This window comes from Bacillus sp. AFS018417 (genome assembly GCF_002560985.1).
Lineage (GTDB): Bacteria > Bacillota > Bacilli > Bacillales > Bacillaceae_G > Bacillus_A > Bacillus_A rhizoplanae.
This window is the reverse complement of sequence record NZ_NTTM01000026.1, coordinates 17985-43601: the sequence shown is the minus strand read 5'-3', so window position 1 is coordinate 43601 and position 25617 is coordinate 17985. Positions and strand designations below refer to the sequence as shown.

The following is a 25617-nucleotide window of genomic DNA, read 5'->3' as shown; positions in this document are numbered from 1 at the left end:
ATATAATGGGATTATGTCTATTGAGAGGAGAGAGCAACATGAATTGGAAAAAAGAATATGAACGCTGGATTTCCTTTGCGAATTTAGATGCAGAGTTAAAGCAGCAACTAGAAGCAATGCAAAGTGATGAAAAGAAAATTGAAGATAGTTTTTATAAAGATTTAGAATTTGGTACAGGTGGTATGCGCGGGGAACTAGGTGCTGGCACAAATCGTTTAAATGTGTACACTGTCCGCAAGGCAACAGAAGGTTTAGCCCGTTTCATTGAAAACCAAGGTGAAGAAGCAAAAGCACGCGGCGTTGTTGTCGCATATGATTCTCGTCACAAGTCTCCAGAGTTTGCGATGGAAGTAGCAGCAACACTAGGTGCTCATGGCATTAAAACATATGTATTTGAAAGCCTACGCCCAACACCAGAGCTTTCTTTTGCAGTACGTTATTTACATACATGCAGTGGAATCGTTCTTACGGCAAGCCACAATCCGCCTGAATATAATGGCTATAAAGTGTACGGAGATGATGGCGGGCAATTGCCTCCAAAAGAAGCGGATGAGTTAATTCATTATGTAAATGATGTAAGTGACGAATTGACAGTAGAGGTTGCTGATGTAGAGCAATTGAAACAAAATGGTCTCTTACAGATCATCGGTCAAGAAGTTGACGATGCGTATTTAGAACAATTAAAAACGGTTATTCTTAATAAAGAGCTTGTGAAGGAAGTTGGACAAGATTTAAAAATTGTCTTCTCACCTTTACATGGAACATCTAATATTCCGGCTCGCCGTGGTTTGGATGCAGTTGGGTTTAAAAATGTAACGGTCGTGAAAGAACAAGAACAGCCAGATCCAGACTTCTCAACAGTAAAGTCACCAAATCCAGAAGAACATGCTGCATTTGAATTGGCAATTCGGTACGGTGAAGAAATTGATGCAGATGTATTAATTGCAACAGATCCGGATGCTGACCGTCTTGGTGTAGCAGTTCGTAATCATGATGGCCAGTATCAAGTGTTGACAGGAAATCAAACAGGTGCTTTAATGTTGGATTACTTATTAACACAAAAGAAAGAACAAGGTATTTTACCGACAAACGGTGTTGTATTAAAAACAATTGTTACATCTGAATTAGGACGCACAATCGCAAAAGCTTACGGACTTGATACAATCGATACGTTAACTGGCTTTAAATTCATCGGTGAAAAGATTAAGCAATATGAAGCGAGCGGAGAATATGAGTTCCAGTTTGGTTATGAAGAAAGCTACGGTTATTTAATTCGCCCGTTCTGCCGTGATAAAGACGCAGTACAGTCTGTATTATTTGCATGTGAAGTTGCCGCATATTATAAAGCGCAAGGTAAAACATTATATGATGGTTTGCTTGAAGTATTTGAAAAGTACGGATATTTCCGTGAAGGACTTGTTTCCTTAACGTTAAAAGGAAAAGATGGAGCAGAGCAAATTCAAAATATGATGACATCTTTCCGTGAAAATAGACCGACAGAAGTGGCTGGCTTAGAAGTAACGATTGCGGAAGATTATAAAGCGAGCGTTAGAACAAAAGTAAAAGAAGATGCGACAGAAGAAATTGAATTACCAAAATCAAATGTATTAAAGTATTATTTGGCAGATGGATCTTGGTTCTGCCTGCGACCATCAGGAACAGAGCCGAAGATTAAGTTTTACTTTGGTGTACAAGGAGATTCACTACAACATAGTGAAGAGAAGCTTGAAGCGATTAAAGAAGATATTATGAATCGTTTTTAATATGAGTAAAGAGGGGGAATATTTTCCCTCTTTTTTTTATTTTATTTATGTTTCTATAATAAAGACAAGAAAGATTATGAGATAAGCATGAAATTTCTCTTATTCTGTGATAGAATTTTATATCGTGTGGGATAAGTATACGCTTTCAAATTGAAAGTTTGTGTAAGAAATGAAAGTTTAGAAGAATTACGTTCTATCTATACGTCAAGAATGGCGAGTTAATATCGGAATATTCGGAATGTTTGAAGAAGAGCCCGGTTGATTCAACTGATCATCAGTGCAGGAGAATTTCCACTGATGAAAGTTTCATTTTCTATCTAGGTTTAATTCATAAAAAGAGAGTTGAGTGTATGAAAGCATCTACTAAAAATTATGTGTTTTTACATGCAGCCTTTTTTTTATACTCTATCATAATGGTGTATATGAAATGGGCGGCAAAATTTTCAGTTACTTCAATTAGTTTTTTCTTAGCTTACATGGGACTTATTATTCTTTTGTTTGGATATGCAATTATTTGGCAGCAAGTAATTAAACATTTTGAAATATCTAAAGCGTATTCACATCGAGGGATTATTATTTTATGGGGACTTCTATGGTCCGTAGTATTTTTTGGAGATGTCATAAAATGGAATAATTTACTGGGTGCAGCTATTATCATAATTGGAATTGTTGTGGTGACAAGGGATGAATAAATTTGTACTGCTTTATATTTTCGGGATTATTTTGGCGAACTATTCCCAAATTTTATTAAAAAAAGCAACGTTAGCTGTTTATGATAAGAAATGGAAGGAATATGTAAATCGTTATGTGATTATTGGATATTCTTTATTTGTGATAAATGCGGGTTTAAATGTAATTGCGATGAAAGGTGTCCCGTTAAAGCAAGCACCTGTTTTAGAATCACTTAGTTATGTTGTTATTTTAATATTCAGTTGGTATTTTCTTGGTGAGAAAATCACGAAAAGAAAAGTAATCGGAAATATTATTATCATTATAGGAATTGCTGTGTTTTGTATGCAGTGAGAGGAGTGTATTTCTATAATAAGTAGTGTTAATTTAAGACAAATAATATAAATGGAGTGTTATGTTGTATGGTAAATAGGAAAAAGATACTTTTTTCTTTTTTTGTAGTTTTTTGTGCAGTTTTGTATGTATGCCTGACGGGATCTACTCATACTGTAAGCAAAAGTCTTGCTTATAGCAATTATAAGATGGTTGATTTAGCCGAGGGCGATGAATTACGACAAGAGTTTCATTTTGATGGGGAAAACCCAAAGAATTTGTTATTACCTCTTACAAGCGAAAGTTATCATAAAAATGCACTATTGGAGTATGAACTTTCGGTTAAAGGAAGAGTAGTGAGTAAAGAGACAATCGATTTGAACAAATGGGGTGGAGAAGACTATATTAAAGATCCTCATTTTAAAAGTAGTATCATAGTTCCTATTCCAAAAGATCTAGATAATGATGTTGTCTTAAAAGTGAAAATCGTGAAAGCGGAGAATGGTGAAAAAATTGGTATTCGTACTGGGGCATCATTATCATCAGATGGAAAATTGATTGTTAATGGTAAAGAAGATAAAGGACAAGCAGTAGCAGCTAAAATATTATACGATCAGCTGGATTGGCTAAAAATTAGACAAGCTACAATTACTGCATTAGTTGCCCTAGTTGTTTTAGCTTTAATTGGGAAAAATACAATTAAGAATTTTGTTGTTGTGGCTGGAGCAATGGGGATTATGTTTAGTTTTAATAATCCACTGTTTGAAGCAACTGATGAGAATTTTCATTTTGCAAAAGCTTATGATATTAGTTTAGGGCATCTTCTGTCTACGAAACAAGGTGATAAAGTAGGCGTTAACTTGCCAGAAAATATAGATGACATGCCACGACCAAATCAATTTGAGACAACCTATGGATTGCTTGCAAATGGCGAAAGATACGATAGAGCTAAGAGCGAGGCTTGGGATACGTATACCTTTGCAAATAAAACAAAATTTGTCGAGCAACCGACAACGGCTGTTTATACACCAATTCCATATATTCCACAGGCTCTTGGTTTGTTTATTGCCAATATATTAGGTTTAAAAGCTTTTAGCGCTTTGATGTTAGGAAGAATTTTCAACTTAATTGTGTATATTGCCTTGACTGCAATGGCGATAAAAATAATTCCAAGATTGAAAAATACGCTAGCGTTTTTAGCTGCATTTCCGTTATTTGTATCATTAGCTGCATCATTTTCGGCTGATGCAATGTTGATGGGGTTAACTTACTTATTTATCGCTATTATATTACAGAAACTTATGTGTTCGGAAAAGGATGTATTACGAGTTAAGGATTTTGTTATTCCAACCTTGTTATTAATCCTTATTGTATTGTGTAAATTTACGTATTGGCCATTATCATTCTTAATGTTTTCATTTGTTGGACGAGACCTATTCCGTACGAAAATGCAAGGTATTACTTCTTTCCTTATGCTTGCAGGTATATCTGGTTTAATGATGAGTTCTTGGAATTTATTTGTAATGAAGTTTGTTGGAACAATTAATCCAAATGAAAAAATTAATCCAGTTGAGCAATTGAAATTCATGTTTGGACATCCAGTTGAGGCTATGAAAACATTCTTTGGAACTTTTGAAAACGGAATGAGTACGTGGCTGACCATGTTAAATCAAGTTGGATGGGTAACGCACTTACTGAGCGGTATTGTAATTATTAGTTTGGTTGGGCTTGTTATGACAGCAATCTTTGATTATACAGAAGATAAGTTTAAATTACGCAACTTCGATTATGGGATTTTTATTTTAACAAGTATAAGTATAATTGGACTAGTTATGTTAAGTTTATATTTGACTTGGTCTGAAGTAGGTGCAGATTTTATAAGTGGGCTACAAGGAAGATATTTCTTACCTATTTTACCAATTATATTGTTCATGTTTAATGAAAAAATGAATGTGAAACAGCATTCGGAGTTAACTGCACAAAGGTCAGCAAAGTTAGCATGTTGGATGTTGTTGTATGCAAATGTTTTTATGTTAGGTTATTTATATTAAAGTGGAGTGGGGGATTACTTTTGTTTAAAAAGAAGCTCATTATTATTCCTGCCTATAATGAATCAACGAACTTAATTCATGTTGTAGAGGATATAGAAACGAATGCACCGGATTTTGATTACGTCATTATTAATGACTGTTCAAAGGATGATACAGAGCAAATTTGTAAAGATAATAATTTTAACTACGTCAGTTTGCCAATTAATTTAGGAATCGGCGGAGCGATGCAAACGGGGTATAAATATGCGCAGCGCTACGGTTATGATATTGCTGTACAATTTGATGGTGATGGTCAACATGATGCTGCCTATTTAGGCGTTCTTCTTCAGACGATGGAAGAAAAACAGGCGGATATGGTTATTGGTTCACGTTTTATTAATAAAGAAGGCTTTCAGTCTTCCTTCACAAGAAGATTAGGAATTCGTTTCTTTGAAAAGTTAATTAAAGCTGTATCTGGAAAAATAATCACAGATGCTACTTCTGGATTTAGAATGGTGAATCGCGATATTATTAATGAATTTTGCGATTACTATCCAAAAGATTATCCAGAACCAGAAAGTATTGTTTCTGTATTAAGAAATGACTATAAAATAGAGGAAGCCCCTGTACTTATGCGAGAAAGAATCGGTGGCACATCTTCAATTGTAAATTACAAAGCAATTTATTATATGATTAAAGTGACACTTGCGATTACAATCGACAGATTAAAACCTAAACGAAAGGAGAATGCTTCATGACAATTCGCCTTCAAATATTAATTATTTTAGGTGTATTAGTAGGATTGATTATTTTTACAAACTTAGTGCGTAAAGAGAAATTAGACCTGAAGTATGTACTAACATGGTTTGGCGTTTTAATCGGTATTCTCATCATTGGAATCTTGCCAAAAACGATTAATGTTGTATCGGATTTATTAGGCGTTGCAACGCCAATTAACGCATTGTTTTTCTTCGGATTTATATTTGTAACATGTGTATTGTTCTTTTTAACGATTGTTGTTTCAAGATCTTCTGCTCGTATTAAAGAGTTGACGCAAATCGTAGCGATTCATCAGCATGAAAATGAAAAAATGAAGAAAAAATTGGATAACTATTATAAAGAAGAGAACCAAAAAGTGACTATGTAATAAAGTGAAATTTTTATCGTAGCGCTTTCCCTACTGATGGTTAGTTGAACGAATCGGTCCCTAACAGGAAACCTAACTTTTTGGATTGCTCAGGACTTTGAGTTGAGGGCTTATTGCCTATTAGAGTGGGATAAAGAGAACAAAAAGGAGTGAATCTTGTATTCACTCCTTTTTGCATGCGTGTAATTCAAACTCATTTAGGTGAATATAAAGTAGGAATATTATGATTATTGGTGATGTTTATATAATAATTAGGGTTGCTTCATTTTCTTACTATTTAAGTGGATTTTTTCGTTGGAAAAGTATAGTAAATTCTTATTTTATTGAAGTAAAAAGAATGAAGAAGTAACGGCAGGAGCATATGGTAATGCTAGAACAAAGCATGTTACATGATGTGCGCTTTTAGATATTAACTGTTTATTAAAGGAAAGTGACAAATAAAGGACAACTATAAAGTAACCTTGACGAATAAAGAAGCAATCATGTAGAATTTGTAGGAAGTGTCATTTTCGGTAAGTGAGAAACAAACATGTAAGAAAACTGTAATATGACACTCAGATTAATAGATATATAATATAGAAGTTGCGTTTTTTCTATAAGAGATGTCTTGTCAAGGAATAAAATGTATTCAATAAATATACTTTGACGGGGCAAATTAAAAAAATAAATATTTGTATAAATGCGCATATAAACCAACAAAGAAAGAGGTTATAAGCATGAAAAAGGTAAGAAAGGCCATTATCCCAGCTGCTGGTCTTGGAACACGTTTTTTACCAGCAACGAAGGCAATGCCAAAGGAAATGTTACCGATTGTTGATAAACCAACAATTCAATATATCGTTGAAGAAGCAGTTGCTGCAGGTATTGAAGATATTATTATCGTTACAGGTAAAGGAAAACGTGCAATTGAAGACCATTTCGATAATGCTTTTGAATTAGAGCAAAATTTATTAGAAAAGAAAAAGTATGAGCTACTTGAAAGGGTACAAGCTTCTTCTAAAATGGTGGATATTCACTATATCCGTCAAAAGGAACCAAAAGGTTTGGGCCATGCAGTATGGTGCGCGCGCAAATTCATTGGTGATGAGCCGTTTGCTGTATTACTTGGAGACGATATTGTACAAGCAGAAACACCTTGCTTAAAACAGTTAATCGATGAGTATGAAAAAACACTGTCATCCGTAATTGGTGTGCAAACAGTTCCAGAAGATGAAACACATCGCTACGGTATTATTGATCCATTAGAAAAAGACGGCCGTCGTTATCAAGTAAAACAATTTGTTGAAAAACCAGCACAAGGTACAGCACCTTCAAATTTAGCGATTATGGGCCGTTATATATTAACACCGGAAATCTTCCGTTTCTTAGAAGAACAACATATCGGTGCTGGCGGTGAAATTCAATTAACGGATGCAATTCAAAATCTAAATGAAATTCAACGCGTATTCGCTTACGATTTTGAAGGAAAACGTTATGATGTTGGTGAGAAACTTGGCTTTATTCAAACAACAATTGAAATGGCGCTGCAACATGACGAATTAAAAGAAGATTTACTACAAATTATGCAAAACCTTGTGAAAGAACAAGGAGAAGCGATTAAAAACTAATTATTGATAGATGTGTAAGATTAGACATAGTGAATTGGAGAATGAGGTATTCTAAGGAAAACATCCAATTTACTATGTCTAATCTGTGCTTATAAATTGTTCTTTACTTGGAAAATTTGAAAAAGAAAGGGGTACCTACTTTGAAGACCATTACAATTTTAGTACCGGCCTACAATGAAGAAGAAGTGTTAGATCAGTTGTATAGTCGGTTGACAGGAGTAATTGAGTCGGTGCCAAATTACGACTTTGAGATTTTATTTGTGAATGATGGAAGTAAAGATAATACATTAAATATTATTAAAGAGTTTCGAGTACACGATAAACGCATTTCTTATGTAGATTTATCTCGTAACTTTGGAAAAGAAACAGCAATGATTGCCGGACTGGATCATGCAATGGGAGATGCGGTTATCATTATTGATGCTGATTTACAAGACCCACCGGAATTAATCCCAGAAATGATTAAATATTGGGAGCAAGGCTATGATGACATTTATGCCAAAAGACGTTCTCGTGCAGGAGAATCTTGGGCGAAAAAATGGACAGCTGGGAAATTCTATAGCCTATTAAAGAAAACAACAAGAATCCCAATTCAAGAAAATACAGGCGATTTTCGTTTACTGGACAGACGCTGCGTGGAAGCATTAAAGAAAATTCGTGAAACACAGCGCTATACAAAAGGAATGTTCAGTTGGATTGGCTACAATAAGAAAGAAATTTTATTTGACCGTGATCCGCGTGCGGCTGGTGAAACGAAATGGAACTACTTTAAGCTAATGGATTTAGCAATCGAAGGAATCACATCCTTTACAACGTTTCCATTACGTCTTGCATCCTTCACAGGGTTTACCGTATCATTCTTTGCATTTTGTTACATGGTGTGGATTATTATTAAGACGATGATGTATGGTGAACCGGTAAGCGGCTATCCATCTATGATGACAGCGATTTTATTCATCGGCGGCGTACAGTTAATCGCAATTGGAATTATCGGTGAATATTTAGGACGTATCTTTAACGAAACGAAAAATCGTCCACTATACTTTGTAGATGAGTATAATGATGATAAAGTAACAAATTTGGATGAAAAGCCGACAGCAAAGTTATATCGCGTAGAAGATCATAAAGTAAAATCAAATCGTTAGGAGATTACAAACGTGAATAACAAGACGAAGGAAATCTTTAACTATTTGCTTTTTGGCGGTTTAACGACGCTGGTCAACATTGTTACGTATTATGTTTGTGCAACTTTAGCTGGAATGGATTACAAAGTTGCCACGACAATTGCATGGATTGTATCTGTGCTGTTTGCGTATATTACAAATAAAAAATATGTATTTAGCAGCCAACACACAAGCTTTGCCCATGCCATGAAAGAATTCTTCTATTTTATGGGCTTTCGCGTTTTATCTTACTTCATCGATCTTTTCTCTATGATTGCATTAGTCGAATGGTTAGGTATCAATGATTTAGTATCTAAAATTATCGCGAATGTTATTGTTGTAGTTGTTAACTATTTTGCAAGTAAATATATAATCTTTAAAAAAAAGGTCGAAGTTAAAGAAGGCCAAAATGCATAAAAAACAAATAGCTTGGCTTTATGCCGGCTATTGTTTTTTATACATATATATTTTGAACTAGGAATAATATGGAGGCGTATAATGCAACAACTGTTAGATTTATTTAAGAAAAAGAAATTTTTGTACGCATTAGCTTTTTTCCTTCCGTTTTCTATTTATGGTGTAATGTTTATGCTGCTTGGTATTGCTCCATTTGGAGAAAAGTCAATTCTTGTTACTGATTTGCACACACAGTATGTACAGTTTTACACATATTTATATGATGTTATGAAAAATGGAAAAAGCATTTTTTATAGCTGGGAAGGCGGAATGGGACTAAACTTCCTTGGCGTATTTGCCTATTATTTAGCAAGCCCGTTTTCTATTTTAATTCTCTTTTTTGATCGTGCTCATATTCCAGAAGCGATTATGGTCATGACATTATTAAAAGTCGGGTTAGCTGGTATGACAATGACGCATTATTTAAGTCACATGATGAAGCGTCGTGATATTACAATTGCAGTATTCTCAACTTTTTATGCGTTAATGTCATTTGTAACAGTCTATTCTTTCTGTGTCATGTGGCTAGATGCAATTTATCTACTTCCACTCATTATGCTTGGAATTGAGAGGTTGTTGACGACTAAAAAATATGGATTGTTTATTTTTAGTTTAGCTCTTACATTTATTACAAACTTCTATATTTCTTATATGGTTGGAATCTTTACATTTATTTACTTTATCGTGCGCTTTTGTGTCCTTTATGACATTCGCAATGTAAAGCAATTCTTTCAAAAGTTTGTATGGTTCTGTATTGGGACAGGTTTAGCAGTTGGAATGTCAGCATTCATCGTGCTGCCAACGTATTTGGATTTAAACAGCAACTTTGCGGAACGTACGAAAATTCCATTTTCTACAACGTTTAATTTTGACCCATTGGACTTTTATAGTCGCTTCTTTAATGGGGTTATTGATACAACGGTTAATGGAATGCCAAACGTTTATGCGGGTGTATTAACAGTACTGCTTGTACCATTGTTCTTTGTAACAAAGAAAATTTCATTAAAAGAAAAAATTGTGTATGGGACAGTGATGCTGTTTTTAGTTCTTTCTTTTGAACTACCGTTTTTAAATATTGCTTGGCATGGTTTTGAGCCGCCAACGAATTTCCCGTATCGTTATTCGTTTGTATTTTCATTTTTGCTTGTTTATGTGGCTGCTCGAACATTTATGGTATTTGGAGAAGACTTATTACCAGCATTGAAAAAAGTAGTTTTCTTTAACCTATTTATGATCATTTTACTTGGGAAAGTAGCACCTTCTTATATGCAATCCAATAAAATGATGGCAAACATCTTTTTGGTTGTTGTTTATGCGTTGTTACTATACTTAAAGGTTCGACTAAAAAACAAAAAAGCATTAGTATCTTTTGCCTTGTTAGCTATAGCCTCGCTGGATGTTGCACTGAATACAATGTATTCGATTAAGCTAATGGGTTATGAGTATGGTTACATTAATCGTCAAGAATATGCATCTCCATATCCGGGATATGAAGAAACGATTCAAAAAGTAGCTGAAAAAGATCCAGGGTTATATCGCATGGAAACGACAATGGGGAGAACCTGGAATGATGCGATGCGCTTCGGGTATAAAGGTATTACTCATTTCAATTCTGTTGCGAATGGTCATTTGAATTTATATATGCAAGATTTAGGTTACGGTTATTTGGACGCATTAATTTTACAAAACGGCAAAGGAATTGTTTCAACTGATGCCCTGTTTGGTATGAAATATATGATCTCGGATAGTCCATTAAATAAATATGGTTTTGAAAAAATCGACAGTGTCGGTGACTTCTCCATATATGAGAATAAAAATGCCCTTCCGTTTGGATATATGGTCAATAAAGAAGAGTTTGATACAAAAGGAAAAGATAAGTTAAAGGTTCAAAAATACAATTATACAAACTCATTTGAAGAGCAAAATAAACTAATTGGCAAGTTAAATGGACAAAGTGTTGAATATTATAAAGCGCTTCAACCGGTTTCTGTTCAATATGACAACTTACAAGTAGTAGAAACAGAAAAAAGCAAGAAACAACTTGCTAATGAAAAGAAAAAAATGGCTCTTACAAACCAAAAACCAATCGAGTTGGCAAAACTGCAAGATGATAAGCCAGCGAGTATTAAATACGTGTTTGATGTTAAAGGAAAACAACAGTTATATACAAAATTGCGTGTGAACCCAACTGGTGTAACAAAGGTTTACGTAAATGGAAAAACATTAGGTAAAACAATTGGTGAGGGACCGGATAGCGACTTATCTAATTATCCAGAGTATTATTGGAACAATGGTATTCTTGACTTGGGCTCTTTTGAAAATGAAAAAGTGGAAGTAGAAGTGCAGGTAAAACCTCATTCTATTGAATTAGATCAACAATTGTTCTATGGACTTGATGTAGATACATTTGAAAAACGGGTAGATGAATTAAAACAACAGCCGTTGAACGTAACAAACTACACGGGTCGCAGTGTTGAAGGAAAGATTGATGTAAAAGAAGATAATTTCCTTTTCTTATCTATTCCATATGATAAAGGATGGAAAGCAACAGTTGATGGGAAAGATGCAAAAGTACTGAAATTAAATGATGCATTTCTTGGAATAGAACTACCAAAAGGTACGCATACAATTGAATTGAAGTATACATCCCCAGGATTTACAGTAGGGGTCATTGTTTCTGTTATCAGCTTACTAGCAACGGTTTTACTTTGCTTTATCGTGCTGAAGAAGAGGAAGTAAAATGAAAGAGGATCCTCTCTAAGTAGGGCTAACAGAGCCTACTTAGAGAGGATTTTTATATATTCGCTTACGTCAAGAAACAGCAAGTACGCAAGAGGAAAATAAAAATAAAACAGGAGCGTAAAATAATGAAAAAATTAAGAAGTCTGTATGGCGTTCTGTTCTTTTTCGTTCCATTCTGTATATTACTTATATGCTATGCTTTGTTCGGTGTATATCCGTTTGGAAAGTATTCAATATTAATTAGTGATTTAAACACGCAATATGTTCAATTTTATTCTTATTTACATAGCGTATTTACAGAAGGGAAGAGCTTACAATATACAATTGAATTAGGCGGGGGACTTAACTTTCTCGGGACATTCGCCTACTATTTAGCAAGCCCGTTTTCTGTTCTTCTTTACTTCTTTAATAAGGAAAGCATTCCAGAATTTATTTTTCTTATTACACTTTTAAAAGTGGGATTTGCAGGATTAACATGTGGTTGGTTTTTACGTTATGTGATAGGGAAAGAGCATAAAGGGTTGTTACTGTTTTCAACTGCTTATGCATTGTCAGGGTATGTTATGGCCTATTCATTTCATGTCATGTGGCTAGATGGTGTCGTGTTCCTACCTGTTGTTTTAATCGGAGTGGAAAAGCTCTTACGAGACAGAAAGGTTATTTTCTTTACGGTTGCATTAGCGATTATGTTTATCGCTAATTTCTATATTTCATTTATGTTCGGGATTTTTACATTCCTTTATTTTATCATTCGACTCTTTTCACAATATAAGTTTCGAGATATAAAAACATGGGGGAAATATTTTCTGTTGTTTTGCATTGGAACGGGACTAGCTGTTGGAATAGGATCTGTAATTATTTTTCCAACTCTTGGAGCGTTAAAGAGTAACCCATATAGTATCAGTTCAATGGACTTCAAATTAGAATGGAATCTTAATTTACTTGATTTTTATTGGAAGCTATTATCTGGAGGATATGATTCAAGTTTATTTGGTGCTCCTAATGTATATGCATCCACATTAGTATTAGTATTATTACCTTTATACTTTGTTAATAAAGAAATTAACAAGAGAGAAAAATTCTTATCTATATTTGTATTTTTGTTCTTAATTTGCAGTTTTGCAATTCCGTTTTTAAATTTAGCTTGGCATGGGAATAAGCCGCCAAATGCGTATCCACATCGTTTTGCCTTTGTATTTGTTATGTTAACAATTTTTATGGCAGCCAGAGTATTTCAACATATGAATCGAAAATATGTTGTGCCATTATGGATTAGTTACATCGTACATCTTATTCTACTCTATTCATTATCAGTGAAAGGATATAAAGCAGTTCATAACGATATACTGCTTACAAACGCTCTTTTTATTACGGTTGTTGTTATAGTATTGCATATTCGTATGATGAAACCATCATTATCAAAATTAACAACAGGATTATTGTTCATTTGTTTAATAGTTGATGTTGGTTTTAATACAAATAACTACATTCATGGTCTCCATAAAGAAATGACTTATGCAAAGCGGAAAGAATACGAACTGAATAAAACTGCTAAACAAGCTATTCAATATGTAAATGAAATCAATACAGAGCGGTATCGTGTAAGTTCTCAATATTTTCGAACGCTAAATGATTCATTACAATATGATTATCCATCTTTTCAAACATTTAATTCGATGGCAAATGGATCATTTCATCGCTTTTTAAAGCAGACAGGGTACTCAACGTCCCCCGATTTTTTAGTAGCAAATAATCATGGTGACACATTGTTATTAGACGCTATTTTAAAAATTGGATATAGAATTGAAGATGGTAGTATACCGAAATACGGGTACGAGAAAATAAAGCAAATTGGTTTTGCTAATGTGTTTAAGGATAACAATATTGTTCCATTCGGCTATCCGGTTGAACGTATACCTTCTAAAGATGAAAAGAATCCTTTTGTTTTTCAAGAAAAGCTGGTTGGTGCAAAAGAGGGAACGCTATTTAAAAAGCTAGCAGACCCAAAAATTTCGCTAAAAAATATGGCCGCTGTTCCAGGAGAAGAAGGAATATATGAAAGAGTTAATAAGGCAGAACCGGGATATATTACGATTCAAGTAAGTATACCAAAAGAGGTTCAATTATATGGATTAGCTGATGGAATTGAAAAGTGGAAAGAAATCGTAGTGAATGACCAGTATACGTGTTACTTACCGCCTGATCCAGAAAAATTTATAATTGATTTTGGATACTTCCCAACAAAAGGGATTACAACAATGAAGATAAAGGTTGAGGACGAAGATGTCTTCTCATTAAAAGGGCTCCAGTTTTATGGATTAGATATAGACAAATTTAATGAGACGGTAAAAGAATTACAAAAGAGCACAATGAAAGTTACTGAAAACAAAGGAACAACAATAAAAGGAAATATAGCATTAAATAATGAATCTACATTTGTATTTCCGATTCCTTATGATGCTGGCTGGTCCGTTACAATTGATGGGAAAGAGCAGCCTACAGAAAAAATTGTGGATGGTTTATTAGGAGTCAAGGCGAACGCTGGTGACCATGAAGTTGTACTTACTTACCATTCTCCAGGTTTAAAACTAGGTATCAGTATTTCTGTTGTGAGTGTCATCCTTACTGTATTATTTGCTATTGTACAGGCAAGGATGTTACGGAAAAGCGTAGAATAAGGAATGAAAAATAAGGAAAAAAGCTACTGAATTCATCAGTAGCTTTTTTTTGTACGGTGCTGTATATACCCAGTTGTTAAAAAGAAGTACATCATAAATGAAGCATTTTCTAATATGTTATAAAATGCGCTGCCAATAAGTACTCCGACTATTAAATATAAAGCAAGGGGAGCAAAAGGTGATTCTTTCCTATATTTCCAAAGAAGAGAAAGGAATCCAAAGGCGAATCCCGCACATAAGAACACACCTATTATACCTGTTTCAGCAAGTATTTGAATGTATTGATTATCGGAATAGAAGTCCCATGTAATCTCATATTGTTTATAAATAGGCGATGAGAAAGTTTGCGTAGCAGCATCGCCAAATGTTCCAAATCCATAGCCGGTAATTGGTTTATCTTGAAAGATTTCAACAGCTTTTTTTACATAGTAAATGCGCCCGTCTTGTTTACTAAGTTCAACTGTGTCTTCTGAGAGTGCTTCCGTAAATCGTTTTACACCCATTCTATCTCCCTCTAAATAGTTCGTCATTTTTGAGATGCATGTAGCGCATAGAAATGACACAAGGGCAATTGCTAGCAGTGATTTCCAATTTGAAAATTTCCGGTTGATGCATAAATAGACAACTAAAAAGACGGTAACTGTTAGAAATGCACCACGTGAATATGTGAGCCATAATGTTGTGGCAATGAGTGTGAGTCCTATATATGTGACATATTTCATTTTCCCTGATACGTTTCGAAGAACGTATAGTGAAATAAGAAAAGCTAATATCAAATATAGTGCCAATTCATTTGGGCCGCCCGCCATTCCGTATATCCGAATTTTGTTTGTTGGAGCAAGCACAAGATCTTTCCAAGCTTCCGGCAATAACATGGTTCGCAGTGATAGTTTCTCAATCAGCCCCTGTATAGACATAATGACAGAAGCGATAAAGGTAATCTTCGCAAAAAATAATATATCCTCATCGTGAATGGTGATACGAGAAGCGATATAGTATAAAAAATAAAATAGAAGCAGTGTGTGTAACTGCATAGCAATTGCGACAAGTGAAACACCATGCGATAGACCGATAGCAGCACCAAACAAGCAGAAAAGAAAATATAATATTTCAAAGTATCGGAATGAAAAAAGCTGTGAAATATTATGTCGGTATTGCCATAATAGACGCAATAAGAGAGAAATAATGATGAATAGACCGATAAACTTTAGCCCAGGATTATAAGCAACGAGAAAGGGGCGCATTGGAATAAACATTAGTAAATAAGCAATACCGAGCTTTTCATCTCGAAAAGCAGCACATGCTAGTGCGACAGAAATGAAAAGTCCGGTATAAGTTGATGGAAACAGTAATCCCAATATAACGAAGAAGATACTTGCCCATATATAGTAGAATCGAGTTGAATGTGTCATATATATCCTCCTTTAACATGATGATGGTGTGCGATAAATTGCTGTAACTTCCTTTAACATTTTTGAAAAAGTGAAGTTTTGTAAGTAATGTTCGCGTCCGCATTCTGCTAAGGAATGATATAACTTTTCATCTTGTAATAATTGTGCTAAAGATGCAGCCAATGTTTCTTCCGATCCATACGGTATTAATAAACCCGAATGATTATGAACAATTACTTCTGGCAAACCACCGACATTTGTTGCAATAACAGGTTTTTTCATAGCAATTGCTTCAATAGCGACATAGGATAATCCTTCATTTTCTGATGGAATCACAATAATGTCATGTTTTGTATATTCTTTTATAATATCGTCTTGAAAGCCTGTTAATGATACATGTTCACATAGTGATAACTCTTGAATCATCTCTGTTAACTCTTCTTTTAATGGTCCTTCACCGATAATATCACAATGCCATTGTAAAGATGGATGTAGTACTCTTAGCTCTTTCAAGCCTTTTAATAAGAATAGTTGTCCTTTTTCTTTGCTAAGCCTTCCGATAACAGCTATTTTTTGGGGGCGATGCTGAGAAAGAGAGGCATCTATATACGGATCTGCAACCCCGTTATAAATGACCTTTATCTTTTTTTCTGGTACGCCCTTTTGACATAGCTGCTCCTTCATAAATTGAGAGATGCAAATGATAGCATCATTATAGCGGGTAAAAAAGGAATTGCTCCACTTTAGGTGAAATGACATCGGCACATTTACGTGGTATGTCCAAATAACCCGAATAGGAGCACCTAATAATTTGGCTAGAATAGCAATATAATTTTCACGTAAAAACTGTGCATGAACAATATCGATTTTTTCTTTTTTTATAATTTTCTTTAACTGCATAGCAGCTTGTATATCAAAAGGATGACGCATTTTGATTTGATACATCGGTACGTTTAGTTGTTCAAACTTTTTTAAGAAAGGACCAGGGATAGAGTATACAAGGATACAGTGTTCTGGACCAACGGATTCCATTAAATCTAGAACGTATTTTTCGGATCCGCCATCCCCGATATAATTTAAAAGGTACATAATTTTATTCATTTATATTCTTCCTTTTACCTAAAAATAGCGACAGCAATTGTTGTAGCTCCTTTATCTTTAATATATAAGTGACGAGTAAGTAAACGATGGCACCAATTGCTATTGCTAATAAGATAAGCAACTTTGTATCGTGTGAGAAATGAAGCAGCAGTTTGGAAGCATACAAACTTACAAAAGATGCAACAATACATTTAAGTAAAAAGCCACCGTAGTGCGAGCTTACCTGTTCTTTCTCTTTCATGAATTTTCGGAGCATCCATAATAGCATGAGTACAGTGCTGGCTGATGCTATTGAAGTGGAAAGAGCTGCACCAGCTAAACCAATTTGGTTAACGAGTATAATGCATAATATAACATTTATAATCATGGAAATAATCGATGCATACATAATGTATCGATTCAGTTTCAAAGAAAAAAGCAAGCGATCAAGTAAGTCTTTTAAAGGCTGCATGAGGGCAGCTAACGCATAAAATTGCAGCGCGGTTGCTGTCATTATGATAGAATCTTCCCCAAATGCACCATAGTTATAAACAACTTTGACAATTTCCTCTGTAAAAAAGGTGAAATAAATAAAAACAGGAATAAACAAATATAACAGCACCTTTATATTTGTTTCCATTAATTTTGTGAAGTCTTTCCAGTTCGAATGATTTACGTATTCGACAAATTTAGGATACATAACTGTTAAAACAGGAGCAGCAATTAACCCAAGCGGAATAAAGTATAGCTTTTGGGAGTAATTAAGAGCCGCGATGGATCCTTCTTGTAATCCGGAGACTAGTGTACGATCTACAAGTAGATTAATTTGAACAGACATACTTGTAATAAAAGCAGGAATGCTCAAAGATATCATGGTTTTTAAAGAAGGATCTTTCCAATCGATTACAAATTGATAGCGATATCCTTCACGCTTGGAGGCGAAATAAACGAGTATATTTTGTACGATGTTTCCGACAATAACACCTAATGCTAGTGCATAAATTCCTATCCATTGTACAAGGCAAATAAAAATAATAAGTGTAATACCGTTTAATACAACCCATTGCATACTCGTAATACGAAATTTATGTAAACTGTTCAAATAAGCATTAAAAATATCAATCATGAATGTACAAAATACAGTCGGAAAAATAATTTGCAATAGATGAGCCGATAATAAAGCTGTTTGCTCAGGGAGCCCATGCGCAAATATTGAAATGAAGAAGCGGGGCTGTAATTCAATGAGCAAAAGCGGAATGAAAAAAATAAGTAGAACGATGTTTAAAAAGTTATTCATAAATCGATATGCTTTATGTGGATCTTTTCCTTTTAACTCCATAAAGATAGGAATGAAAGAAAAGGCGAAAGCCCCTGTAATACCAGTGAAAACAATAGTTGGTATATTTAAAGCTACAACGTATGCGTCAACGGCATAATTTGTACCAAAATAAGCTCCAAGTGTTACTTCTTTTGTGAATCCAAGTAGTTTTCCTAAAGCTGTCCCAAGGGTGAAAAATAGTGTTACAATGAGAAATCTTTTTGTATTGTCTTGAGATGCCTCTCTACTCATTTATAATCAATTCCTTATTTAAATTTAATTCTTTTTCAAGCATAATTTATTTGTATGTAAAAATCAAATATATCTTGGTAACGTAAAATGTTTCCCAATTAAAAAAGGATATCACCTAATAGGGGCGGATATCCTTTTTAGCTCGCAATAAAAGACCGTAATAATTCCCGCCTCTTATAACAAAACAATAGTATGAAATAACGGTTTCACCTTATGAAGCAAAGTGACTATTCTGATAGGCAGAACGGCGAACAGCATAGTATATACGAGGTGCAATAACTGCACCGATCATTGTAAAGATGATATCTTTTACAGCAAACCACATCATAACTTTCCAAGCTGCTGCATAGCTAATATGACCGCCTACCCAATTGTTTATAGCTAAGTACATATAAGTCGTTCCGATGATATAGACAAGAATGATTCCGACAGCAGAAGCAGTAGCAAATGTACCGAATTTTGGGTTTTTGACTTGCTCAACGATTTTACCTGTTACATAAGCAACAACAATGAAAGAAAGAATAAATCCGCCAGTTGGGCTTAATAGAGTACTAAACCCAGCTTGAAAGCCAGCGAATATAGGTGCTCCTGCAATTCCAACTAGTGTATAAACAATCATAGATAAGGCCCCGATTCGGCTTCCAAGAAGAAGACCAGCTAAAATAGCAAAGAATGGCTGCATAGAAAGCGGAACACCTGCAACTTGTAGAAATGGTGCCCAAGATGTAATATTTGCACCAATCGCCATAAGTGCGACAAACATTGCAGCTAAAGCTAAGTCTGATGCACGAAGTTTATTCATAATGTTAACCCCCGAGTGTTTTGTAGTTAACATTATCGTACTGAATTCATCTATGCATTGTCAATTAGAATATTTTGATATTTTGGATTTAACACTTCACGAAGTAGTGTATATGGAATCCGGAATTGTGGAATACCACTTGCGTACGGCGCAATTTCGTACAGCGGGAAATAAATCATGAGATGATCTTGTTCTAAAACGTATTTGAGCTTTTTTTCGTTCATCGCTTTCTCGGCAGCATCTGGGAAGAAGTTCTCCTTATTTTGCTCAATTTGTCTAACGATTTCTGTCTTAATGATTGTTTCATATTGACTATCTTTTTGAAATAAGTCTGCTAAGCGGAGAGGTTTGTTTTTCTCTACATCAAATGTATTTGCTTTCCACTCATACATGCCATGAGCGCCGCCCGTATATTGATAGCGATTTACATATAGACTGAGCAATGGGAATTTATTTAATCCTACTTTGTAGTCAACATTCGCGATATATGGATGAAATGGAGCATCTGTCTCTTTTGATTGTTCATAATATGTTTTTGCATCTTTTTCTAAGTTCTTTTTAAACTGGTTCGTGCTTTTTTCATAATACGTATTTAATTTCTTTTGAAATTGTCCATCTGGAATATTATGAAATTGTGGATAGTTAAGTTGATATTCAAAATAAGGGTTCTTACCTTTTTGGGTCATAGTATGAACTTTAATTGTAAGGTTAGATGTTTGGGCTGCTATTGCATTTTTTGGTACAATAGCGATAGAGAAGTAAAAAAATAATATAATATATAATAGTTTCTTCATAAAAGGTACCTCCATGTATTATAGATTCACTGATAGTTTGAAAAGAAATAGATATTATTATGCGTTTTTTGGTAATTCGAAAGGGGATAATCGTATGCCTAAAACATTAATGGAAGCATTAGGTATTGAATTATTAGAAATGACAGAGGAGAAGGTTGTAGCGACAATGCCAGTACATGGAAGTACGCATCAACCATTTGGTTTTTTACACGGAGGAGCATCTGTTGCTCTAGCGGAAACAGTTGCAAGTGTTGGTACATATAATTTAATTGATCAAGATAAATATCTGTGCTTTGGTCTTGAAATTAATGCAAATCATTTACATTCAAAACGAGAAGGAATTGTAACAGCGATCGGAACACCACTTCACAAAGGGAAAACGACGATGGTGTGGGACATTCGAATTATTGATGAAGACAATACTTTAATTTGTATTTCCAGATGTACAGTTGCAGTGAAAGAGAAAAAATAAAAACGATTGCCGATATTGGCAATCGTTTTTTTTCTTTCATGCTGTATTCATGTGTTGAACATTGTGGAAGGGTCTTTATCCCGTATTAACGGGCAGTAAAGGATCGAGAAGAGCGGGGAAGAAAACTGCCCGTAAAAGCCCGATTGGTGAGAGCTTTCCATCAGTGAGAAAAGCGTCACTGATGGAAGTTTCACTTTATATCCTGTCGAAGCGCCGATATATTGAGAAGATGAAAAAAACGACTGCTTCAAGCAGTCGTTTTCTCATTAAAATTGAATTTTCTTTTCTAAGAAGCCTTTTAGTTCGCTAATTGGCATACGTACTTGTTCCATTGTGTCACGGTCACGTACTGTAACTGCTTTGTCTTCAACAGAGTCGAAGTCGTAAGTGATACAGAATGGTGTACCGATTTCGTCTTGACGGCGGTAACGTTTACCGATAGAACCTGTTTCATCGAAGTCCACCATGAAGTCTTTTGCAAGTTCTGCGAACACTTCTTGTGCACCTTCAGATAGCTTTTTAGAAAGTGGCAGGATTGCTGCTTTAAATGGCGCTAATGCTGGGTGGAAACGAAGAACTGTACGAGAGTCGTTCTCTAATTGCTCTTCTTCGTATGCATCACATAAGAATGCTAATGTTACGCGGTCTGCGCCAAGAGATGGCTCGATACAGTATGGTACGTAACGCTCATTCGTTTGTGGATCTACATAGTTAAAGTCTTCAGTAGAATGCTCCATATGACGGTTTAAGTCAAAGTCTGTACGAGACGCGATGCCCCAAAGTTCGCCCCAGCCAAATGGGAATTTAAATTCAATATCAGTTGTTGCGTTACTGTAATGAGATAATTCTTCTTCACCGTGGTCGCGAAGACGCATACTTTCTTCGTTCATACCAAGTGTAAGAAGCCAGTTTTTACAAGTGTTGCGCCAGAATGTGAACCATTCTAAATCGTCGCCAGGTTTGCAGAAGAATTCAAGTTCCATTTGTTCAAACTCACGTGTACGGAATGTAAAGTTACCAGGTGTAATTTCATTACGGAAGCTTTTACCGATTTGGCCGATACCAAATGGAAGCTTTTTACGCATAGAGCGTTGAACGTTTTTGAAGTTTACGAAAATACCTTGTGCTGTTTCAGGACGAAGGAAAATTTCGTTTGTGCTAGATTCTGTAACACCTTGGAATGTTTTAAACATTAAGTTGAACTGACGAATTTCAGTAAAGTCTTCGCTGCCGCAATCTGGGCATTTTACTTCGTGTTCTTTCATTAATCCAGCCATTTGATCGAAAGTAAGACCGTCAACAATCATTTCGATGCCTTTTGCATCTAAAGCATCTTCGATTAATTTATCAGCACGGTGGCGCGCTTTACATTTTTTACAGTCGATCATTGGATCGTTGAAGTTTCCAACGTGACCAGATGCTACCCAAGTTTTTGGGTTCATTAAAATTGCTGCGTCTAAACCTACGTTATACGGAGATTCTTGAATGAATTTTTTCCACCAAGCTTTTTTCACGTTGTTTTTTAATTCGATACCAAGTGGACCGTAATCCCAAGTATTTGCAAGACCGCCGTAAATTTCAGAACCTGGAAAAACAAAACCACGATGCTTTGCTAAGTTTACGATTTGTTCCATTGAAGCCATTTTCAATTCCTCCTTAAAAGGTAACGTATTGGCGATGAAGGATAGAGTAGTACTTGTAGAAGTGATTAGGGGAGTGAGCCGCTTCCGCTTTTCAATAAAAAAACGCTCGTCCCAAGGCTTATTCAGCCTAGGGACGAGCGTTTGCCCGCGGTTCCACCCTAGTTGACACACAAAATTGTATGTCCACTTTATATTGCATTGCTCGGGACTGCCTTTTTCCTTGCAGTTTCAGGCTTTCACCATCCCTGAATCGCTTCGTTTTTGCAAGTACTTATTTGTCCTTCATCGCTACCATATTTAAAAAATAGATGACCATATTTTATCATGTTCTCTTTTAATTCACAATAGAGAGACGTATTTAGCGTAGTATATGCAGTATCTAGTATGTAGTATAGCCCAAAAATTACTGCTCGAATACATTTTTGATATGTTTAATAGCTTCACGTTTACTAAGCGGTGCAAGATGATGTGTTTGTACGAATTCCCATACAGCTTTCGGATTTGTTTTTGCGTATTCACGAAGCACCCAGCCAATTGCTTTTTGAATGAAAAATTCTTTAGAGTGACTGAGCTGCTCGATTAACGAGAAGAGGAGTTTCATATCTGTTTTTTCTTTATACTTAAGCTGGAATAAAAGGCATGTTCTTTGTAGCCACATATTGTTAGACGCCATCCACTTTTGCACATACGGTTCGATTAAATGCGGATGCGCCGCCAAGATGAGGCCGACAAAATGACTTGCAAGCATATCCACAGAATCCCACCATGATTTTGTAGTAATGAGCTCTTCTAAGAGTGGTAAATGCGTTTCCTTTAAATGTTTGCGATATTTATCTAATAGAGTTAAAGCAAGCATTTGAAATTCTCGTTCTGGCAGTGCCCATAGTTCGCGAAGAATAACAGGAAGTTCTGCTCCTTTTGGTGCCTCAGTATTTTGTGACACTTCCCGAAATAACTGTTTTCGCTCTGGTGTTTGAATGCCGAGAAATGGAAAGTGATTTTTCATATAACGTTCCATTGGTTCTGCTTTTTCCCGGTTGCGATGTGCTTCAAAGTGTTTCTGTAGGCTTTCTGTGAAAGGATGCATATATTCACTCCTTATTCTTATTTTTCTATTTAAGTGTAACGCTTTTGGGACAAGATAAAAATTTTTTTATCCACTTCTTAATACTTTCCGTTACGAATATATAGAAAAAGAACGGAACTGAGTTAAAAGGGGGTATTAAGATGGGGGATCAAGTTGTAATAAGCGGGACAGCGGATGACGGGATTATAGCCGGATTTTTAGCATTAGGACTTATTTTTGTCATTATCTTTTTAGTTTGGGCTGTAGCTGCTTATTTATTAACAGCATTTGCGCTGTATAACATGGCAAAAGCTGATGGATTGGAAGATGCCTTCTTTGCATTTATTCCATTTTTAAACTGTAAAACATGGGGAGATTTAATTGGAAAGAAATTACCGCAATTTATGCAGCCGCAAGCGGGATGGAAGTTATTTGGTGTGTATGTTGCCTGCTTTATTATCGGATGGATTCCATTTTTGCATACTATATCTTCAGTCCTATTGATTGCGTTAGGTATTTATATCGTATATTTACTATTAGAAAGATACACAACAAATGCAGTACTATATACGGTGCTACATGTTATTACATGTTCTATTTTTCTTCCAATTCACTTATTTGTAATTCGAAATAAGGAACCGAGATATTAAGGATAAGAAAAAACGGAAGGGGTTTCCTTCCGTTTTTTCTATTGTCTAGCTCAAGCGGCTAGCATGGTCAGTGGCTAGCATGGTCAGTGGCTTCACTTCTCATTCTGAGCGAGCCGCTTTCGCTTTCCGTTACATTAAGTAACGGAAATAAATATAAATGTTCGAAATGATTAATGAAACAATTGTAATTGGGAAGCCAACTTTTAAGAATTCCATATAGCTAAAGCTATGTCCTTCGCGGTTTGCAATACCTGCAACGATTACGTTTGCGGATGCCCCGATTAATGTTCCGTTTCCGCCTAAACAAGCGCCAAGTGCTAGCGCCCACCAGAGTACGTCGACCTGTGCATCAGATGGTGTTAAGCCAAGTCCAATTGTCATATCATTAATAAGCGGGATCATTGTTGCGACGAATGGAATATTATCAATCGTTGCAGAAGCGATGCCAGATACCCATAAAATAAGTACAGCAGCGAAAGAAATGTCACCGCCAGTTATATTTAATACTTGCTGTGCTAACGATTTAATTAAACCAATATCGATAAGACCGCCAACAAGTACGAATAAGCCAGCAAAGAAGAAAATTGTAACCCATTCTACATTAGCAAATACTTCTTCAATTTCATGCTCTTTTACACCGATTAACATTAATACTGTTGCTCCTGTTAAGGCAATAACTGCTGCATCAACGTGAAAAATAGAGTGCGTCATGAATCCGATGATTGTAAGCCCCAGTACAGTTAGTGATTTTTTCATTAGTACTGGATCTTTAATGTATTGCTTTTCATCTAGACTCATTAATTTTTTAATTTGGATTGGATCAGCTATTAATTGTTTTCTATACATGAAGTACAGCATAACCGCTGTCACTGCAATAATGATGATTACAATTGGAGCTAAGTTCACTAAGAAAGCATTAAAATCTAAATGTTTATTTGCAGAGCCAATCATAATATTTGGAGGATCACCGATAAGTGTAGCGGTTCCACCGATATTTGAGAAAATAATTTCTGATATTAAATACGGAACAGGATTTACTTGTAAAATACGTGTGATAGATAGTGTAACTGGTACAACGAGAAGAACCGTTGTTACGTTGTCTAAAAAAGCGGAGCCAACTGCAGTTAATAAAGAAAGGATAATTAAAATACGAATTGGATTTCCTTTCGCTTTCTTAGCGGATTTAATCGCAACATATTGAAAGACCCCTGACTTGCTCGTAATGTTAACTAAAATCATCATACCAATGAGTAAGGTAATCGTTCCCCATTCAATATGCTTCGTAAAAGCATTATGTAAGTCAACAACTCCTACAATTACCATTAAAGCTGCACCAAGCAGTGCGATGACAGCGCGGTTAATTTTTTCAGAAATGATGATGGCATATGTAACTAAAAAGACAGCAATTGCAAAATAGTATTGCCAGTTTGCAATTTCTTGTGTTGTTTCATGCAAAAATCCCATCTCCTCTCAGTAGTTTTTCTTATTGTTTGATACGATTATGTAATAAACACAATTAAAGCCATTATAAAGTAGAAAAATGTAAGATGTAAATGAAAGC

General features: G+C 35.2%; 21 protein-coding genes. 13 read left to right on the top strand and 8 right to left on the bottom strand.

Annotation, left to right across the window (positions count from 1 at the left end):
* The first annotated feature begins 38 nt into the window (after positions 1-38).
* The 11 genes from CN326_RS11940 (at position 39) to CN326_RS11890 (ending at position 14588) form a co-directional block, all read left to right on the top strand.
* A complete protein-coding gene (locus CN326_RS11940; protein ID WP_098309253.1) occupies positions 39-1763 on the top strand; it encodes a phospho-sugar mutase in 1725 nt (574 codons plus the stop codon).
* Positions 1764-2113: 350 nt separating this feature from the next.
* Entirely contained in the window at positions 2114-2455 is a 342-nt protein-coding gene (locus CN326_RS11935) for an EamA family transporter (protein ID WP_098309252.1), read from the top strand.
* On the top strand, positions 2448-2786 hold the full coding sequence (locus tag CN326_RS11930; RefSeq protein ID WP_098309251.1) for an EamA family transporter: 339 nt from the start codon (positions 2448-2450) through the stop codon (positions 2784-2786). The genes CN326_RS11935 and CN326_RS11930 overlap by 8 nt, the downstream gene beginning before the upstream one ends.
* A gap of 68 nt (positions 2787-2854) precedes the next feature.
* Entirely contained in the window at positions 2855-4816 is a 1962-nt protein-coding gene (locus tag CN326_RS11925) for a DUF2142 domain-containing protein (protein WP_098309250.1), read from the top strand.
* A gap of 20 nt (positions 4817-4836) precedes the next feature.
* Positions 4837-5553, top strand: coding sequence for a glycosyltransferase family 2 protein (locus CN326_RS11920; RefSeq protein ID WP_098309249.1), 717 nt, complete (start codon positions 4837-4839; stop codon positions 5551-5553).
* Positions 5550-5942 (top strand): DUF2304 domain-containing protein, encoded by a 393-nt coding sequence (locus CN326_RS11915; RefSeq protein ID WP_098309248.1) that lies wholly within the window; start codon positions 5550-5552, stop codon positions 5940-5942. Before CN326_RS11920 ends, CN326_RS11915 begins: the two co-directional genes overlap by 4 nt.
* Positions 5943-6658: 716 nt before the next feature.
* Positions 6659-7549: a UTP--glucose-1-phosphate uridylyltransferase GalU gene (gene galU / locus CN326_RS11910; protein WP_098309247.1), complete on the top strand. Its 891-nt coding sequence runs from the start codon at positions 6659-6661 to the stop codon at positions 7547-7549.
* Positions 7550-7689: 140 nt separating this feature from the next.
* The gene (locus CN326_RS11905) at positions 7690-8694 is read left to right on the top strand and encodes a glycosyltransferase family 2 protein (RefSeq protein WP_098309246.1); all 1005 of its coding nucleotides are present in this window, start codon (positions 7690-7692) and stop codon (positions 8692-8694) included.
* A 12-nt stretch (positions 8695-8706) separates the two neighbouring features.
* Entirely contained in the window at positions 8707-9129 is a 423-nt protein-coding gene (locus tag CN326_RS11900; protein ID WP_098309245.1) for a GtrA family protein, read from the top strand.
* Positions 9130-9210: 81 nt separating this feature from the next.
* Positions 9211-11907, top strand: a complete 2697-nt coding sequence (locus CN326_RS11895; protein ID WP_098309244.1) for a YfhO family protein — start codon at positions 9211-9213, stop codon at positions 11905-11907.
* A gap of 128 nt (positions 11908-12035) precedes the next feature.
* Positions 12036-14588, top strand: coding sequence for a YfhO family protein (locus CN326_RS11890; RefSeq protein WP_098309243.1), 2553 nt, complete (start codon positions 12036-12038; stop codon positions 14586-14588).
* A 35-nt stretch (positions 14589-14623) separates the two neighbouring features.
* Here the strand turns inward: CN326_RS11890 and CN326_RS11885 are convergent, their stop codons facing one another.
* The 5 genes from CN326_RS11885 to CN326_RS11865 form a co-directional block, all read right to left on the bottom strand.
* A complete protein-coding gene (locus CN326_RS11885; protein ID WP_098309242.1) occupies positions 14624-16000 on the bottom strand; it encodes an O-antigen ligase family protein in 1377 nt (458 codons plus the stop codon).
* 12 nt (positions 16001-16012) lie between these two features.
* Positions 16013-17080 carry a glycosyltransferase family 4 protein gene (locus tag CN326_RS11880; RefSeq protein WP_098309241.1) on the bottom strand — a complete coding sequence of 356 codons (1068 nt, stop codon included), beginning with the start codon at positions 17078-17080 and terminating at the stop codon, positions 16013-16015.
* On the bottom strand, positions 17073-18629 hold the full coding sequence (murJ, locus tag CN326_RS11875; protein ID WP_098309240.1) for a murein biosynthesis integral membrane protein MurJ: 1557 nt from the start codon (positions 18627-18629) through the stop codon (positions 17073-17075). The genes CN326_RS11880 and murJ overlap by 8 nt, the downstream gene beginning before the upstream one ends.
* Before the next feature lie 211 nt (positions 18630-18840).
* Positions 18841-19431 carry a biotin transporter BioY gene (locus CN326_RS11870; protein WP_098309239.1) on the bottom strand — a complete coding sequence of 197 codons (591 nt, stop codon included), beginning with the start codon at positions 19429-19431 and terminating at the stop codon, positions 18841-18843.
* A 50-nt stretch (positions 19432-19481) separates the two neighbouring features.
* Positions 19482-20225 carry a DUF3298 and DUF4163 domain-containing protein gene (locus tag CN326_RS11865; protein ID WP_098309238.1) on the bottom strand — a complete coding sequence of 248 codons (744 nt, stop codon included), beginning with the start codon at positions 20223-20225 and terminating at the stop codon, positions 19482-19484.
* Between the two features lie 94 nt (positions 20226-20319).
* On the opposite strand from CN326_RS11865, the gene CN326_RS11860 reads away from it, so the two are divergent.
* Entirely contained in the window at positions 20320-20697 is a 378-nt protein-coding gene (locus CN326_RS11860; protein WP_098309237.1) for a hotdog fold thioesterase, read from the top strand.
* Between the two features lie 266 nt (positions 20698-20963).
* Here CN326_RS11860 and CN326_RS11855 read toward each other — a convergent pair whose 3' ends face one another.
* Both CN326_RS11855 and CN326_RS11850 read right to left on the bottom strand, forming a co-directional pair.
* A complete protein-coding gene (locus tag CN326_RS11855) occupies positions 20964-22340 on the bottom strand; it encodes a glycine--tRNA ligase (RefSeq protein WP_098309236.1) in 1377 nt (458 codons plus the stop codon).
* A gap of 403 nt (positions 22341-22743) precedes the next feature.
* Positions 22744-23427: a DNA alkylation repair protein gene (locus CN326_RS11850; RefSeq protein WP_098309235.1), complete on the bottom strand. Its 684-nt coding sequence runs from the start codon at positions 23425-23427 to the stop codon at positions 22744-22746.
* A 140-nt stretch (positions 23428-23567) separates the two neighbouring features.
* Between CN326_RS11850 and CN326_RS11845 the strand changes: the two genes are divergently transcribed.
* Positions 23568-24056 carry a hypothetical protein gene (locus tag CN326_RS11845; protein WP_098309234.1) on the top strand — a complete coding sequence of 163 codons (489 nt, stop codon included), beginning with the start codon at positions 23568-23570 and terminating at the stop codon, positions 24054-24056.
* Between the two features lie 129 nt (positions 24057-24185).
* Here the strand turns inward: CN326_RS11845 and CN326_RS11840 are convergent, their stop codons facing one another.
* On the bottom strand, positions 24186-25511 hold the full coding sequence (locus CN326_RS11840; protein ID WP_141525035.1) for an ArsB/NhaD family transporter: 1326 nt from the start codon (positions 25509-25511) through the stop codon (positions 24186-24188).
* Positions 25512-25617 lie beyond the last annotated feature (106 nt).

Bases quoted from the DNA above. Each gene is read 5' to 3' on its own strand.
- CN326_RS11940 (WP_098309253.1), top strand. From the start codon at position 39: ATGAATTGGAAAAAAGAATATGAACGCTGGATTTCCTTTGCGAATTTA.
- CN326_RS11880 (WP_098309241.1), bottom strand. From the start codon at position 17,080: ATGAATAAAATTATGTACCTTTTAAATTATATCGGGGATGGCGGATCC.
- CN326_RS11865 (WP_098309238.1), bottom strand. From the start codon at position 20,225: ATGAAGAAACTATTATATATTATATTATTTTTTTACTTCTCTATCGCT.
- CN326_RS11925 (WP_098309250.1), top strand. From the start codon at position 2,855: ATGGTAAATAGGAAAAAGATACTTTTTTCTTTTTTTGTAGTTTTTTGT.
- CN326_RS11935 (WP_098309252.1), top strand. From the start codon at position 2,114: ATGAAAGCATCTACTAAAAATTATGTGTTTTTACATGCAGCCTTTTTT.
- CN326_RS11930 (WP_098309251.1), top strand. From the start codon at position 2,448: ATGAATAAATTTGTACTGCTTTATATTTTCGGGATTATTTTGGCGAAC.
- CN326_RS11895 (WP_098309244.1), top strand. From the start codon at position 9,211: ATGCAACAACTGTTAGATTTATTTAAGAAAAAGAAATTTTTGTACGCA.
- CN326_RS11890 (WP_098309243.1), top strand. From the start codon at position 12,036: ATGAAAAAATTAAGAAGTCTGTATGGCGTTCTGTTCTTTTTCGTTCCA.
- CN326_RS11855 (WP_098309236.1), bottom strand. From the start codon at position 22,340: ATGGCTTCAATGGAACAAATCGTAAACTTAGCAAAGCATCGTGGTTTT.
- CN326_RS11850 (WP_098309235.1), bottom strand. From the start codon at position 23,427: ATGCATCCTTTCACAGAAAGCCTACAGAAACACTTTGAAGCACATCGC.
- CN326_RS11845 (WP_098309234.1), top strand. From the start codon at position 23,568: ATGGGGGATCAAGTTGTAATAAGCGGGACAGCGGATGACGGGATTATA.
- CN326_RS11885 (WP_098309242.1), bottom strand. From the start codon at position 16,000: ATGACACATTCAACTCGATTCTACTATATATGGGCAAGTATCTTCTTC.
- CN326_RS11870 (WP_098309239.1), bottom strand. From the start codon at position 19,431: ATGAATAAACTTCGTGCATCAGACTTAGCTTTAGCTGCAATGTTTGTC.
- CN326_RS11915 (WP_098309248.1), top strand. From the start codon at position 5,550: ATGACAATTCGCCTTCAAATATTAATTATTTTAGGTGTATTAGTAGGA.
- CN326_RS11860 (WP_098309237.1), top strand. From the start codon at position 20,320: ATGCCTAAAACATTAATGGAAGCATTAGGTATTGAATTATTAGAAATG.
- murJ (WP_098309240.1), bottom strand. From the start codon at position 18,629: ATGAGTAGAGAGGCATCTCAAGACAATACAAAAAGATTTCTCATTGTA.
- galU (WP_098309247.1), top strand. From the start codon at position 6,659: ATGAAAAAGGTAAGAAAGGCCATTATCCCAGCTGCTGGTCTTGGAACA.